Annotated in this window: 13 protein-coding genes and 1 pseudogene; 10 read left to right on the forward strand and 4 right to left on the reverse strand. The window is 52.9% G+C overall.

Annotation, left to right across the window (positions count from 1 at the left end; all coding sequences use genetic code 11):
• Positions 1-247 precede the first annotated feature (247 nt).
• Positions 248-1,264, reverse strand: a complete 1,017-nt coding sequence (locus tag SJY13_RS07350; protein WP_377189605.1) for an AraC family transcriptional regulator — start codon at positions 1,262-1,264, stop codon at positions 248-250.
• Between the two features lie 175 nt (positions 1,265-1,439).
• On the opposite strand from SJY13_RS07350, the gene SJY13_RS07355 reads away from it, so the two are divergent.
• The 5 genes and pseudogenes from SJY13_RS07355 to SJY13_RS07370 all read left to right on the forward strand — a co-directional run bounded on the left by SJY13_RS07355 (position 1,440) and on the right by SJY13_RS07370 (position 5,099).
• On the forward strand, positions 1,440-1,793 hold the full coding sequence (locus SJY13_RS07355) for a helix-turn-helix domain-containing protein (RefSeq protein ID WP_377189608.1): 354 nt from the start codon (positions 1,440-1,442) through the stop codon (positions 1,791-1,793).
• Between the two features lie 521 nt (positions 1,794-2,314).
• Positions 2,315-2,659, forward strand: a pseudogene (locus SJY13_RS23155) (DUF1254 domain-containing protein); the annotation flags it as partial.
• Positions 2,660-3,208: 549 nt separating this feature from the next.
• Positions 3,209-3,616 carry a DUF1214 domain-containing protein gene (locus tag SJY13_RS23160; protein ID WP_449314365.1) on the forward strand — a complete coding sequence of 136 codons (408 nt, stop codon included), beginning with the start codon at positions 3,209-3,211 and terminating at the stop codon, positions 3,614-3,616.
• Between the two features lie 198 nt (positions 3,617-3,814).
• Positions 3,815-4,180, forward strand: a complete 366-nt coding sequence (locus tag SJY13_RS07365; RefSeq protein ID WP_377189614.1) for a hypothetical protein — start codon at positions 3,815-3,817, stop codon at positions 4,178-4,180.
• Between the two features lie 160 nt (positions 4,181-4,340).
• The gene (locus SJY13_RS07370) at positions 4,341-5,099 is read left to right on the forward strand and encodes a bestrophin-like domain (RefSeq protein WP_377189617.1); all 759 of its coding nucleotides are present in this window, start codon (positions 4,341-4,343) and stop codon (positions 5,097-5,099) included.
• Positions 5,100-5,887: 788 nt separating this feature from the next.
• Here the strand turns inward: SJY13_RS07370 and SJY13_RS07375 are convergent.
• Entirely contained in the window at positions 5,888-6,418 is a 531-nt protein-coding gene (locus SJY13_RS07375; protein ID WP_377189620.1) for a cytochrome b, read from the reverse strand.
• 125 nt (positions 6,419-6,543) lie between these two features.
• Here SJY13_RS07375 and SJY13_RS07380 point away from each other — a divergent pair, with 125 nt between their 5' ends.
• Positions 6,544-7,443 (forward strand): LysR family transcriptional regulator, encoded by a 900-nt coding sequence (locus tag SJY13_RS07380; RefSeq protein ID WP_377189623.1) that lies wholly within the window; start codon positions 6,544-6,546, stop codon positions 7,441-7,443.
• Positions 7,444-8,381: 938 nt separating this feature from the next.
• On the opposite strand, the gene SJY13_RS07385 is transcribed toward SJY13_RS07380, so the two are convergent.
• On the reverse strand, positions 8,382-9,509 hold the full coding sequence (locus tag SJY13_RS07385; RefSeq protein ID WP_377189626.1) for an asparaginase: 1,128 nt from the start codon (positions 9,507-9,509) through the stop codon (positions 8,382-8,384).
• Positions 9,510-9,577: 68 nt separating this feature from the next.
• Positions 9,578-10,402 carry a transporter gene (locus SJY13_RS07390; protein ID WP_377189629.1) on the reverse strand — a complete coding sequence of 275 codons (825 nt, stop codon included), beginning with the start codon at positions 10,400-10,402 and terminating at the stop codon, positions 9,578-9,580.
• A 385-nt stretch (positions 10,403-10,787) separates the two neighbouring features.
• Here SJY13_RS07390 and SJY13_RS07395 point away from each other — a divergent pair, with 385 nt between their 5' ends.
• From SJY13_RS07395 to SJY13_RS07410, 4 genes are all read left to right on the forward strand, one after another.
• Positions 10,788-11,723 (forward strand): helix-turn-helix transcriptional regulator, encoded by a 936-nt coding sequence (locus SJY13_RS07395; RefSeq protein ID WP_377189632.1) that lies wholly within the window; start codon positions 10,788-10,790, stop codon positions 11,721-11,723.
• 258 nt (positions 11,724-11,981) lie between these two features.
• Positions 11,982-12,401, forward strand: coding sequence for a hypothetical protein (locus SJY13_RS07400; RefSeq protein ID WP_377189635.1), 420 nt, complete (start codon positions 11,982-11,984; stop codon positions 12,399-12,401).
• On the forward strand, positions 12,398-12,928 hold the full coding sequence (locus SJY13_RS07405) for a plastocyanin/azurin family copper-binding protein (protein ID WP_377189638.1): 531 nt from the start codon (positions 12,398-12,400) through the stop codon (positions 12,926-12,928). Before SJY13_RS07400 ends, SJY13_RS07405 begins: the two co-directional genes overlap by 4 nt.
• Positions 12,925-13,620 (forward strand): RNA polymerase sigma factor, encoded by a 696-nt coding sequence (locus SJY13_RS07410; protein ID WP_377189641.1) that lies wholly within the window; start codon positions 12,925-12,927, stop codon positions 13,618-13,620. The genes SJY13_RS07405 and SJY13_RS07410 overlap by 4 nt, the downstream gene beginning before the upstream one ends.
• Position 13,621: the final 1 nt, after the last annotated feature.

The following is a 13,621-nucleotide window of genomic DNA, read 5'->3' on the forward strand; positions in this document are numbered from 1 at the left end:
GCGCGAACTCACAGGTCGCGGTCTTTGCCGCCGTTCACCGTTAGTACTCCAATGGCTGCTGTCAGCTTGCCGCCACTATCTAAACACAAGAGTGTGTGCGAGAAGGTAAAATGTCAGAGCAACACAGAATTTGCCGTTACGTTCTGACCCCGGAAACAGATAAATGTGCGCGACGTTTTCCAATATGGTTAGAGCAACGTTTGCTTGTCAGGTCAGACGACCGATCCAATTGTTTTTGCACCCGGACTTAGCACACGTTTTGTGAGGCATGCGACAGCCCATTTCGACGATACTGGCTTGGGGTCAGGCCGGTGTATTTTCGAAATGCGCGTGTGAAGTGTTGCGGGTGCTCATACCCCGCCGAGAATGCAACATCGATTATCTTGATTTCGAGGTCACGAAGGAGACGGCAGGCGTTTTCGAAACGCGCTTCCTGAATGAGCTCAGTGTACGTTTTGCCGTGTCGCGCAAGTGTACGTTGAAGAGTTCTACGCGACATGCCCGTGATTTCGGAGATGAGATTGAGCGACGGGTAGGCGTCCTGAAGATAGGGTGCAACAACCCGCCGGAGGCTTCCAACAAAGTCTATCCCGTCAGGAGAAACAGCTATATCGTCAGATCCGTTCACGGTTTGCGTCATACTTGGTACGGCAAGGCTGATGATAGGAACCGTGACAGAAGTGTGGGGCTGGCCAAATCGAATTCTGGTGTTGGGATAGGTTGCCTCCGCCGGGACATGGCTTGCGGATTGCGACATGATGGTAATTTCACCAGGGCACCAATCGGAACCACATACAGTGCGCAAGATCTCAATGAACGAATGAACAGCGACCCATTCCGGTCCTGCCAGGGCGCTGTGGTCGCGAAAGTCGGGTAAATCGAAGTGAATTCTATAGTCGTCCCCCTCTTGCCGAATACCGACTGACATGGCCGTGTTTTCGATGGGGACGACCTTCGCAAATGATTGAATAAGTGCCAGACCAGATGGCGCATTCAATAACGCAGATTGCATTTTTTGCGACAGCCCTGAAACCCTGGCTGAAAGCGACGCGTGATGCCCAAACTCGACGATGTTCAGATCACGGCTGCACTGGTCTACAAACTCAAAAACCTTGGGCAGGCTGAGATAGGCATCTGGATGGTCTTCAATCATGGTCGGAAGCTTGGCGCGTTCCAGCTCCCGGTCAACCGGTGCGCCGATTTCGCGTAGGGACGACGTGTAGGTGAGAAGGTGCGCGGCGCGGACCAAAGGTAATGCTCTCATCCGTAAACCCTCTAATGATCGCTTCCAGCTTTGGCCCTTTGACGCAATTCAATAGTATATGCAGCGCGTTCCAATCCGCAATCACCTTGGTCAGAGGCGCGTATTGGTCAGACACCACGCATCAACGTTGCCTAAAATCGTAGCAGAAACGCTCCTGCTAAGAAGGGAAACACCAATGCCGCGGTCGGCAGCCGAATTTCATCTGGATCCTGTTGAGGTTTCCGATGCGGTCTCTGCTCTCGTCAGGGACGGAGACGCTACGATTCAAAAGGTAGCCGATGAGTTGGGCGTGAGCAGGCGTTCAATGCAGAGGTATCTTGCCGACTCGGGCGTTACGTTTTCAGGCATCCGGGATCAGGCGGTAAACCACGCGGCGCTGACGATGCTGGCGCACACGGCAATGCCGATTGCAGTGATCTCCAGAAAATTGGGATACAAAAACCCAAGTAGTTTCACACGCGCGTTCGTTCGGTGGAACGGTGTTACACCCCTTAACTATCGGCGCCTGGAAAGACGAGAAGTTTCATAGGCAGAGTTGTGGCGCGAAATGGTTAGAAATACAGCTTCAATCCGGACTACTGTTGGTCAATGACGGATCAACCCGAAGGCGAACCTTAAATCTGACCAGCCTCTTTTGACCCAGAGCCTTGTACATAGCTTGAGCAATTGAACTGATTTCGGGCCCCCTGTAGAAAATCACTTTGACAACAAAACATTATCTTGGAGAAAGACATGACAAGCCTGACAAAGAAACTTGCGTCGGCGACAGCCTTTGCGATGCTGGCGCTACCGGCTTTGGCCGATGTCTCAAAAGAGACAGTTGAGTCCCTAGGTGCGCCGGACTCCATCGATACCCGCATCGGCACGCTTGAGTTTTCCAAAGGTGTGCCAACAGATGCCACCGCTCAGACTGTCTTCGATCAGGTCGACTTCACCCGTGCCCTCAATGTCTACAACAACAGTTTCCGCGGCGCATCGGCCCTGGGTCTGAAGAAAGGCTTCCAGAACGCCGGTGCACAAAGCGGCGATGTCGTCATCTTCGAAGAGCTGATGGGTTCCGACTCGCTGTTTCTGACAGCAAACGCTGACACCATTTATTACATGTCCTGGCTTGACCTGTCAGACGGGCCGATTGTGATCGATCAGCCATCCGGTGGCCTGGGGGCGATCAATGATATGTGGTTCTCGTGGGTCATCGATATCGGACGTCCCGGCCCGGATCGCGGCCTGGGCGGCAAATACCTGATCGTGGGTCCTGACTATGATGGTCCGCTGCCCCAGGGTGGGTATTTCATTGCCCACGCAAAGACCAACACGGTGCTCTATGCGCTTCGGGCATTCATCGAAAATGGGAACGACCCAAAACCGGCAGTGGACAACATCAAACAAAACCTGAAGTTCTATCCCTACAAGGCAGGCAGTTATGGCACCCCAATTGCCGAAGCGTTGGAAGGCACGGTTGCCCTGGCCGGGGAACCCAAAATCCCCGAGACCAAGTTCATCAATACCAGCGGCATGTCTTTCAACACTATTCCGCCAAGTGACTACGGTTTCTTCGAGTGGATCAACGAGAATGTGCAGAACGAGCCAGCCACAAGCTACGATGTTGAGCTCGCTGGCCAACTCGCAGCAATTGGGATCGTTCATGGGCAGGACTTCAAACCTGACGACCGAATGAAAAAGATCCTGACTGATGCAGCCGCTGCTGGCCAGACCTATGGCCGTGCACTTCAATGGCAGGCTCTGGAGCGTCATCCGGAGTGGGCTTACTACGAAGGCTCTTACTGGACAAACATGCTTTGGGAAGGGGGTGCTTTTTTCGAAACACCACCGCCAGCCTACAAGGACGGGATGTTCAAACCATTGCCGCCGACCGGGGCAAGAACCCTCGATTCCAGAACAGCTTTCTACTACGCCTACACGCTGGACAGCCCCGGCATGATCATGAATTTGCCTGAAGTTGGATCACAGTACCTTATCGGTTTTCTCGACTCCGACGGCAATGCTTATGATGGTTCCAAAACCTACAAGGTGATTTTGCCAAAGGATATTCCGGCCAAGGCGTTCTGGTCCTTTACTCTGTATGACAACCAGACTCGCAGCATGTTACAAACTCCGCAGAAATATCCGCGCTCGGGCAGCCAATCTTATCCGACTCCAGCAGCCACAGCAGAAGAGGACGGCTCAACTGTCGTCTACTTTGCCCCGGAGAAACCGGAAGGCGTGGCTGATGGCAATTGGATACAGACGGACCCAAACAAGGGGTATTTCAACATCCTGCGCCTTTATGGTCCGATGCCAAGCTTCTTAGACAAGTCCTGGCGGCTAAGCGAAGTCGAATTGGTCAAGTGAGCGCGCTGGTGCTGCCCCGAGCCAAGTTCGGGGCGACATCTACGAAGGTGACGCGCCTGTCCAACATTCACTATCGGCACCATCGTCTTGAAAGAGGAAACTCCGAGGGTGGCGCCGGTGTAAGTTGCATCTGATCGTATTGACCACTGTCCCATTGAGTTAGGAGCATACCAAATGACATGTCGTTCAGTCATTCTTATGGCCATCGTAGTTTCAACATCGGTCTCGGCTGCTGAAGTCTTTAACCGCGATGGCTTCAGCATTCATCAACTCAACGACGCTGTCTATGAAGCGGTTGCGGAAGAGCAATTCAGTGGCGAGGCCTTTTGGTGCGTTGCTGGTTCGTTTGCACAAATTGATCTGAAAGCATCTCCAAACGCCGATATCTACGTTGTGCGAGGGTTCGGGCCGAGCGAAACCACCAACCGGAGGACAGCTGCCCAATTCACTCTGGATGCAAAAGCTGCTGGTGTGACGCCCACCGGGGGATCTGATGACATAAATGAGTTGTCAATTGGTGAGCATATGGCAGTCGATGTTGCCAGAAGCCATTGCGAACGGTGAGCCCAGAGTTCTACGGCGGTTCTTGGAAAAGAAAGATACGCCCCTTTTGTCTGAACCGGAAAAAAGTAATTCACCACAGACGCCAAAATACCGGATCACCAGGCGCCTATGTTATTGGTCATTGTCACAGGAACAATTCTCGAATGATTGAGTAAATTTGATGAACCAGACATTGTTGACCGCATTTTTCATTATTGCTGGCACCGTGGTTATGATCCTGCTTGTTTACCGGGCAACCCATTGGTTGGTTGGGCGGGAGCCTGAATCAGTCACAAAAGAGCTGTCGGGTTCAGTCCTGGGTCGGGTCTCCGCCTTGCACGCATTGATCCTTGGACTGGTGTTTGCTCAACTCGCGCTGGACTATCGGGTATTGCAGACTGATCTCGGGTCTGAAGCAGATACGGTTCGACAGATTGTCACTGATGCCCAGCTACACGGAGGAGCAGGAACAGAGGACATTATTGCCGGGGCGAAAGATTATATCGATGTAGTCGTAACCCAGGAATGGCAGGATCTTGCCTCAGCGAAAGCCGTAGGGTCCGCTGGTCGTACCGCTTGGCTAGAGATCTATCAGGGGACGTTGAATTTGGAGTCAGACACTGCTGTTCAGAAGAGACTACACGACAACCTGGTAGCCAAAGCACGGGCGTTGGACACGTTCCGCAGCAAGCGCCTCAATATCGCAAGTGGCTCAAACCAGGTTCCCTTCTGGTTTGCTGCAATCGCGGGTCTCGTCATCATTTCCGTGAGCTATTTTGCCTTTGCGCCCTCCGGTCTCAACATCGTGTTTGTTGCCCTGTTCGGCGTTTACAACGGAATTACTCTGTTCCTGATCTACGCGTTTGCAAATCCCTACGTCCCACCCGGCGCACTCGAACCGGTCGCGCTGTCACATGTCAGGGTACTTATTGGGCAGTAAGTTGCGCATTGAAGCCGGCGCGTGCCCCAAAACCAGCGTGAGGGATGTGGATCGGCATGAAAGGTGACTCTCATTTTGGAGTGATCGGCCTCGAACTCCGACCCACATGGCTATACTGATCAGACGCTTTCTCGACAGCACAAGGATGCAATCACGGCATGTTGGTTGTGGAAACGGTGGAAAAGCTCAGGCGCTGCACAAATCCGACAGTAAGCCGATCAGGCAGATTCGCCGTGAGCATTGGCTGTCGTGGTGTCGAGTGCGCAAGGTCATCCGCTTATGGTACACAGTACGAAACCTCATGCCAGATCATTGGCGAGGTGCTGCTGAATGTGCCCGTAAAGGCTGAGGAATTCCTGCCCGCCAACTCAACTAGCGGCCTCGAAAGAGCTTGCAACACCTAACGCCAGTAGAGAAATTTGAAGCCTGTATTGCGGCGATCCGTTGAAACCACTGCGTGTCGCTGCCATTCACACTCAGCGCAACATCTGGTGATTTGGGCTCTTTGCAGACCTCGGAGCAGACGCAGCATAAGCCTCTGCCCCGCTTGCCACTACCTAGCCATCGGCCCAGTGCGGCCGTCCATCGCGTCTTGAGACGCTGCAGTGCAGCTTCTGCAAAGCAGTCATTAACTGCTACCGCTACAGTTAAGGCCACACGAAGATATCATTTCTTCTTAAGTTTGGCACGGATGGTGCTTGTTCAGCGCCCTCGCTCAGGCCAGCATAGCGCCAATTCGAATGCAGCGTCGCACTTCCTCCATAACGCCGTAACGGTCCATCGGCGGTTTAGCTGCGCTTACCAAACCACATGCGGCTGATCAGCCGGTCTCGCATGTAGAACTGGTGATAAGCCCATCCCGCAACGTGCAGCCCGATCAAAACAAGAAGGACGGTCCCAATAATGCCGTGTACCACACGCGCTGGAAAAACACTGAAAGATGGAGGTAAGGCGGCCCCGGACCCTCCAAAAATGATCGCGAAAAGCCCCGCTGAATAGGCAAGAGCAATGCCGCTGCCAACCATCAAAAAGACAAGCGCATACAGCCCTAAATGCGCAAGTTTGGCACCCGAATTCAGTGCAGGGCTGCCCGCATCCGCATAAGGTGGAGCCTTGGCAAAGATGCGCATCGCCAGTCGCAGGGTCATAAGCACCCCAATTGTCAGACCCCAGATCATATGACCGGTCAATCCAAACATCTTGTCCGGGCTATCATTTGGAATCTCTGCCAGGCTGGGGCCGCCAAGAATTAGCGCAACAAGGATCATCACAGCGATGAGCCAGTGCAGGCCAACGAAAAAGGGATGGTATCGTTTCATAGTTAAAGTCCAGTCTTTGTGACGCGCAGCAGAGCGGGTGAAGAAGGTTAGGTTCAGTTCCTTGTATCAATACGTCGAACGACCTAAAACGAAACAAACTGAACATACTGTTACATGAGTGGAACATGCGTACGTTTGATTGGGAGCTCTTGCCTCATTTCCTCGCCGTGGCGCGGACGGGCAGTCTGCGGTCAGCCGCAGAAATTGTCGGAACCAGCTACGGCACTGTAAATCGTAACATCCAGGCACTGGAGACCAGCTATGGTGTGCGATTGTTTCACCGGTCCAGACAGGGCTTTTCGCTCACCGAATTCGGAGAAGCCCTTTTGCCAATGGCAGAAGACGCAGAACAGAAAATCTTTGCGGCACGCAAACGGGTTGAAGGGCTTGATCGTAGCGAGGCGGGCAAAATTCGGTTCTCGCTGACGCCGACCCTAGCCTATGGCATTGTGGCCCCGATTGTCGCGCGATTTAGTAAACAATATCCAGAGATTGACATTGAGATGCGGCTGACATCAGAGGTGGAATCTATCACCAATGACGAAACCGACATATCGCTACGTGTCGCGCAGGACGTGACTGACGACGTGGTAGCACGTAAGCTATTTCAGTTGGAGATTGGCGTTTATGCCAGCAAGGATTACCTCGAAAATATAGTCCCAAATGCGGGGGCCGACGGCGTTGGCCTCACCTGGATTGGGCCCCCGACCAACCGCGCACCCCAAAGCTGGACGCGACCCTCGCCATTTCCGAACGCGACACTGCGCCACGACGTCACTGACGGACAAATGAGAGTACACCTCGTTAACCTGTCTGTCGGCATGTCCCATTTGCCAACTCTTCTCGAGCCTGCTTTCCCTAACATTTGCAGGATGCCGAGAACGGATGTTTCTCCTGGTCCATGGCTTTGGGTGCTCTTACATTCTGACCTCAGAAGAACAGTGCGCGTCCGGCGGCTTGTCGATTTTCTGACGGAAGAATTGCGGGCATTGCACAAGGCAGGAAAGCACTCCCGTTCGATCTAACGGATGCATAAACAGTCAGGGCACCATTCTTTCGTAAACTGTCGCAGCGCCGTTATTCAGTACGCATTTCTCAAGCTGAACGGCCCAGACCAGCCATTCACAGGGTCGAGCCTACGCTGCGGTGCGGCCGTTCATTTCGGACTTTCGCTGCAGTTGCAAAATCGAGCCGACAGCGAACAGGTAGTCTGCGGGACAAAACGGGCATTCATCAAAGTTACGCAATGGAGCGAACCATCCAGTAATCAAATCGTCACTGTGTCCACTTGAATTTTCCAGTCTGCTTGCCCGACATATCGTGAAAAGTGCCCTTTCCACCCGGTCTGAACATATAGACAACCCCAAAATCCGAGAAGACGACCTGCAAGCCACTTTTAGTCTTTGTCATAGGATTGTTTGCAGGAGAAGTGTTGGTGTCTCGCAGGCACAAGCCACTGTTCGAATTGCAAGATACGATTTTTGGACTGTATGGCCCCCCGTTCTGTGAGTGCCAGTCTGAAGTCACAGTAATTCGGGAACCAGCTGTGATATCCTGAGCGAAGGTCGGGGTCGCTGTAGTGAAGATTGCTGTTGCTATCCCTGCAAGAAGTTTTCTCAAAGAATTACCCTCCACAAATAAAATATTAGTCAATTTGTCAGATGGCGGACGCATGTCAAGCGAGCGGAGGATACAGTGTAATCTCCAGTAACTTAGGGCTCCTAGCGGACCTCGGAGACCGCGCAGCATCCAGCGGTGAATGACCCATGCCACCCGAATAGACGGCCCAAAGCAGTCACTCGTTGAGGTCTTGTCATGCTGCGGCCGCAGTCCAAGAAGCTGACATTCATCTGAACTTCTGGCATGATTGGTTCGCGCTGATGAGCATGGGTACAAGAATTGATGACACCCAGCCCTGAGGTTTTCTTTAGACCCAGCTGAACCAGACCGCTTGGTAAGTCTATCATTCGAACAGCTTTGCGAGAGCTTCTCGGTCGGCGTTGTGATGCAATAGACCAATCATTAGAAGAAGGCGGGCTTTGGCTGCAGAAAGGTCTCCGGCCAAGATGCATCCGGCCTTCAGCAGCGTTTCACCGCCGCCCGCGTCTCCATAAATTGGTTCGACGTTCCCATGGTAAACCCGTGTAGCAATCACGACCGGGATGTCTTTTGCCAAAGCATACTTGATCGCGTCAAAAACATCAGAGTTTACGTTGCCTGCCCCAACTCCGTTTATAACGATCCCCTTGGCACCAGTATCAACCGCGTGGCGCAGCAACCTGCCATCTGACCCAGCATATGCCATGATCAGGGGCACGTCAGGCAACGTGTTCGGGAGGGTTTCAGGCAGCGAAACACGCACCCGGTGCAGCCGGTTATTGAAACGCTGGACATGGTCGTTGAACACGTAACCAAGATAACCCTTTTCACCTGAATTGAAGGTTTGGACATTAGTCGTCTGCGTTTTTCGAACGTGACGTGCCGAATTGACATATCGGTTGAGAGTTACCGACACGCCCCAGTTCTGAGCATTGGGCGACAGCACTTGAATCACAGCATTGTACATGTTTCCAGGACCATCCGGATTCGGGGTAGAGGCATCGTTCATCGCACCGGTGAATACGACGGGCTTGTCGCTCTTCAGCGTGACATCTGCAAAAAAGGCCCCATCTGCCATCGTGTCTGTTCCATGCGTAACAACGGCACCACTAATGTCTTCTCGAGAAAGTACCTCATCCAATTTGGTACTGAGCTGCGCCCAATCCATGGGCGTCATCTGAGACGAGTCAATATTGCTGAACTGAATGACCCCAATGTTTGCAATATCTGACAGTCCCGGCACAGCTGCCACAAGATCTTTGGCCGACACACCGGGAACGGCGCCACCAGTTTCAGGATCAGTCCGCTCTGCGATCGTCCCTCCGGTTGCAATAATTGCCACCGATGGCAGATTGGCGTTTTGTGACGCAAACTCCAACTTTGAATTCTGTTGATCAGCTTGCGCTGTTCCGAAGAAAAGCAACACCAAACAAGCTAACGCTGAAACCAAACTTCGGGGGCAAATCATCGATGACCTTTCAATTCTTACCAAGAATCCTCGGGCGCAAAACACTGCTAATCGTTTGACGAAACTTGCTGCCCAGCGTCGAGTCTATCAAGTCACTTTTTCAAACCTTTTGGAATCACGACCGACACATCCATTCGAAATGCCAAACCGTCCGGCCCACCTTGGGGGCTATCAGCCCAATAGGTGACGCCGCCCATTATCTGCACCGGAACCTCACCGAACTCTACCAGCTTGCCGACTTCGGCTGTCACCGGAACCCACCATTCGTCCGCGGTCCAGTCATATTCGCTCTCGGCGAATGTCTGAAAGGTCCATTGCGACGCGTTGGTATAGGCAACAAACGGTTCCAAAAACGTTGTGTTTACGTCTGGAACATTGTCCCGCGTTTCCCAAACTCCCCATTGCTGGGTGATCAGGCCACCATAGGTCCAGCCGTTTTTCTGCACGAGAGCGGCGGCCGTTGGGCCAAGTGCCATGGTCCCCTCTCCTAGCAATGAATCCGTGCTGGTCGGCCAGGTCACTTGCAGTCCGGCCCCCAAAGAGAGGTCCCCAAATCGCGTTTGCTTTGCGTTGGGTGCAAGAAAGAACTCCTGCTCAATATCGCCCAACCCAAATTGACTGCCGGATGACCCAACGATGTTCTCCTGCTGTATCAAAGGTATAATCGTCCGGACCGTCAGGGTTAGGTCGGAGTTTAGTTGGAAAGGGTAAATCGGCTGGAAACTGAGAGAGGTTCTGTACCCATCATCGGATCCGATATCAGGCGTGTATTCCAGGATCAAAGGCAGCACGATCAGATCCGCGAAAGGGTTGGCGAGATCCTTGGCGATTTCGGCGGCGGTGTCGTCGCTTTGAGCTGCCGCAGCGCCGCTGATTAATGTCAGCCCAATTGAGAACGTGATCGCAGTACGTGACATGTTATCGATCCTAAAATTTTATCACCCGTGGAAGATGTTCGGGGCGCATGCTTTGGTCATGCATCTTTAAGTCACAGTGCATAGACCCCGTTCACCAATTGAAGCGGTAGCACATCGCTTGGGATCGGTCGTTGTCACTGAGTCCCAAAAATGGTTCGATGGCCCTCAACAAAGAGGGCTTAATACAAACCGACTTATGCATAGTGGTCTGAAGTTTGCTGTCGGCATCACCTGCAAAGTTCAAGCAACGATTGCGGAGCCTCCCAATCGCACGTTGTAGACGCCAAGATACAATTGGATTTAGAGTAAATCCCATAACCAAGGACTCTGACCGATCAACGTCGCAAACCCATTTTTGGATAGGTCGAACCTCAAACTCATTCCGATGTTCGAAACGCGTGGTCGGACCCACGAAGAAGTAGCGGATTTCGTTGCAGACATAACCCGTGGCACGGTTGACCTTTCCTTTCCGGATGGGCTGGATCGTTTCAAGCTGGAAGGGCGTTCTTGGCGTTTTGGCGATGTTTCAGTGAATGAAGGGTATGGATCTGGTTGCCAGTATCGCAGTGATCCAGACCGCCATCTTAAACAGGAGATGGTTCAGCTCAATTGTCTTGGTTTCGGAAGGCCAAATCCCGAAAGAGGTGCCGATGGCAGGATTACTTCGCTGGGAATCCGGGCTGAGTCAGACTGCCCCCGAACTCCGGTGAACGCGATCGATTTCTTTGTTCCATTCGAATTCGTTGGGTTCGATCCAAGTCGAAATCCTGAAAGCACTACTTTGCCCTTGGGAGATCCCATTGGGCGGGTTTTGAACACTGCGATTCTGGATGTCACGCGGCGGCTACCCCATGCATCCGTGTCAGATGGCTTGCATATGGTCGACACACTATGCGCCCTGGTTCGCGATCTTTTGTTGTCCAATCGCAAGCACGCCAACCGCGAAAACCTCACCCGGGCCCGGCGATTGGCGATAGACAGCTATATCGAAGATAACCTCTCCGATAATCTGTCAGCTTTCCAGTTGGCTAATACCTTTTCCGTATCGCGCTCATCATTGTTCCGCATGTTCGAGGATGATGGCGGTGTCGAAGCCTACATATTGAAACGACGGTTGCACCGTGCTTTCCATGGGTTGAGAGCCATGAAACCTGTTAAGGGTGCCGTTCGCCATATTGCAGAGAATATGGGCTTCTTCGAAGCGGCCAATTTCAACCGCGCATTTAGAAGAGAATTTGGCATCCCGCCTTCTGAGCTCGTCGGAACCGGTCTACAGAGTCAGAATGCTTCGCAGCGCCCTGACGTACAAAGATCACCTTAGCAAGCACGGCCCAAAGGCGACCTTGGATGTACCCTGGCAATACTGCGTACGCAGCAGGCTTTGCGGACATTCGCCGCGAGCGCAAAATCTGGAAACTATTGAATTCATACGTCACTGACAAAGCCGGCCTTCAGCGCATTACGATCTTTTTTTTGCACGATTTCGTCGAATTTCGGGAACCTTTCTGCACCTCCTGCATCCAAGGAACCAGGTGCGCACAAACGCGCATTCGAAGAAAACCTTGGAAAGGACCCAACCATGTTTGGAAAGACCGCAATTGCTGTTGGATTCATCGTCGTTAGTGCATCTACCGCCAAAGCTCATGATGAGCAGGCCCTCGCGAATGCCCCAGCTGGGGATCCTTATGTGAAAGTGAGCGACGTTCTCCCCTTACCCGAGTTCATCCCAGGTCTAGGAACACTTTTTGTAGACCCGGCCACGCTACCCGCTGGCCCGTTCCTCGCCTATGATCGCGATGGTCGATTGTCAGCCACCGTTTACATGACACCGCTCGATGATCTGCAAAACGGTACATCGTTTGACGGCCTGAAAATCGGATCACACACCGTCAGTTCGACAGATATCTATCTCAATGCCGGGCATCCCGGTGTGGATAAGCCGCACGCGCATGTCGTTCTTTTTCACGATGAAACCGCCAAAGAGCGTCTGGCGGAATGATCTGTACGCGACGCCATGCCCTTCGGGTTGGGGGATATGCGATTGCTACTGTCGCTAGTTCTCGGGTCGCGCTAGCGCATCTGGCCACTACGATTGAGATGCGCGGAAGCCCGCGTGGTGAGCGCATCTGGTATGATCCTATTGGTATTGCGGTGTCTCCGGGCACCACCATCCGGTTCATCAATCGCGATCCCGGCAACAGCCATACGGTAACTGCATATCATCCGGCAAACTATGATCGAAGGCGTCGCATCCCCGCTGAGGCCGACCCATGGGACAGCGACTTTTTGCTTCCGGACGAGTATTTTGAAATCACCCTGACGGCACCCGGCGTTTATGACTACTATTGTCTACCGCACGAGATGGCGGCGATGGTCGGTCGCATTTTGGTTGGAACACCCAACGACACCGGCTGGGAGGGAAGTTCAATCGACAAAAGCGATGTGTCGGAAGACGTCCTGAAAGCATTGCCTTTGGTCCAAAAGATCCTTTCAGAAGGCACCGTTCGCAAGGAAAACGGATCATGAAAGTTCAATTGAGCCTCAGACAACAAGCCTCGACCGATGCGGCCAAATCGGAAGCAGAGCTTGTAAATGCTGCGCGTGAAGGTAGCGAACTGGCCGTCCGGGAACTCATCCGCCGCCTGAACCCTCGCCTGTTTCGCGTTGCCCGTGGTATCGTGGACAGCGACACCGAGGCAGAAGAAGCGCTGCAGGAGGCTTATCTTTTGGCGTTCAGCAAACTGGAGGGGTTTCGTGAACATGCCAGCTTTTCTACCTGGATCACCCGGATCGTGATTAATACCGCGCGTATGCAGCGCAGACGAGCACGAACTGCTGAAGAGTATGACACAGTGGACGAATCCAGCTCACTTATAACTTTCCCCGGGCAATATTCTGAGCTTCCCGATGCAATGCTTGGACGTGCGCAATTGAGAGACTTTCTCGAAACGGCCGTTTCCGAGCTGCCGCCAAATCTGAGATTGCCGTTTCTTCTGCGTGAGGCTGAAGATATGAGCATTCTTGCCATTGCAAGCGAGCTTCAGATCAACCCTATAACTGTGAAAACACGCCTATTCCGCGCCCGTCGCCGATTGCGCACCACCATCGAACACCGGGTTCGGGGTGGGTTCGAAGCAATCTTCCCATTCGGTGGAAAACAATGCGCCAACATGAACGATCGCGTAGTAGCGCTATTGCAGGCGAGTGGCGCACTTTGAC

The sequence above is a fragment of the Ruegeria meonggei genome (assembly GCF_042768335.1).
Lineage (GTDB): Bacteria > Pseudomonadota > Alphaproteobacteria > Rhodobacterales > Rhodobacteraceae > Ruegeria > Ruegeria meonggei.

Coding starts and splice junctions, on each gene's coding strand:
- SJY13_RS07410 (WP_377189641.1), top strand. CDS start 12,925: ATGAAAGTTCAATTGAGCCTCAGACAACAAGCCTCGACCGATGCGGCC.
- SJY13_RS07395 (WP_377189632.1), top strand. CDS start 10,788: ATGTTCGAAACGCGTGGTCGGACCCACGAAGAAGTAGCGGATTTCGTT.
- SJY13_RS07400 (WP_377189635.1), top strand. CDS start 11,982: ATGTTTGGAAAGACCGCAATTGCTGTTGGATTCATCGTCGTTAGTGCA.
- SJY13_RS23160 (WP_449314365.1), top strand. CDS start 3,209: ATGAATTTGCCTGAAGTTGGATCACAGTACCTTATCGGTTTTCTCGAC.
- SJY13_RS07375 (WP_377189620.1), bottom strand. CDS start 6,418: ATGAAACGATACCATCCCTTTTTCGTTGGCCTGCACTGGCTCATCGCT.
- SJY13_RS07355 (WP_377189608.1), top strand. CDS start 1,440: ATGCCGCGGTCGGCAGCCGAATTTCATCTGGATCCTGTTGAGGTTTCC.
- SJY13_RS07380 (WP_377189623.1), top strand. CDS start 6,544: ATGCGTACGTTTGATTGGGAGCTCTTGCCTCATTTCCTCGCCGTGGCG.
- SJY13_RS07370 (WP_377189617.1), top strand. CDS start 4,341: ATGAACCAGACATTGTTGACCGCATTTTTCATTATTGCTGGCACCGTG.
- SJY13_RS07390 (WP_377189629.1), bottom strand. CDS start 10,402: ATGTCACGTACTGCGATCACGTTCTCAATTGGGCTGACATTAATCAGC.
- SJY13_RS07405 (WP_377189638.1), top strand. CDS start 12,398: ATGATCTGTACGCGACGCCATGCCCTTCGGGTTGGGGGATATGCGATT.
- SJY13_RS07365 (WP_377189614.1), top strand. CDS start 3,815: ATGGCCATCGTAGTTTCAACATCGGTCTCGGCTGCTGAAGTCTTTAAC.
- SJY13_RS07350 (WP_377189605.1), bottom strand. CDS start 1,264: ATGAGAGCATTACCTTTGGTCCGCGCCGCGCACCTTCTCACCTACACG.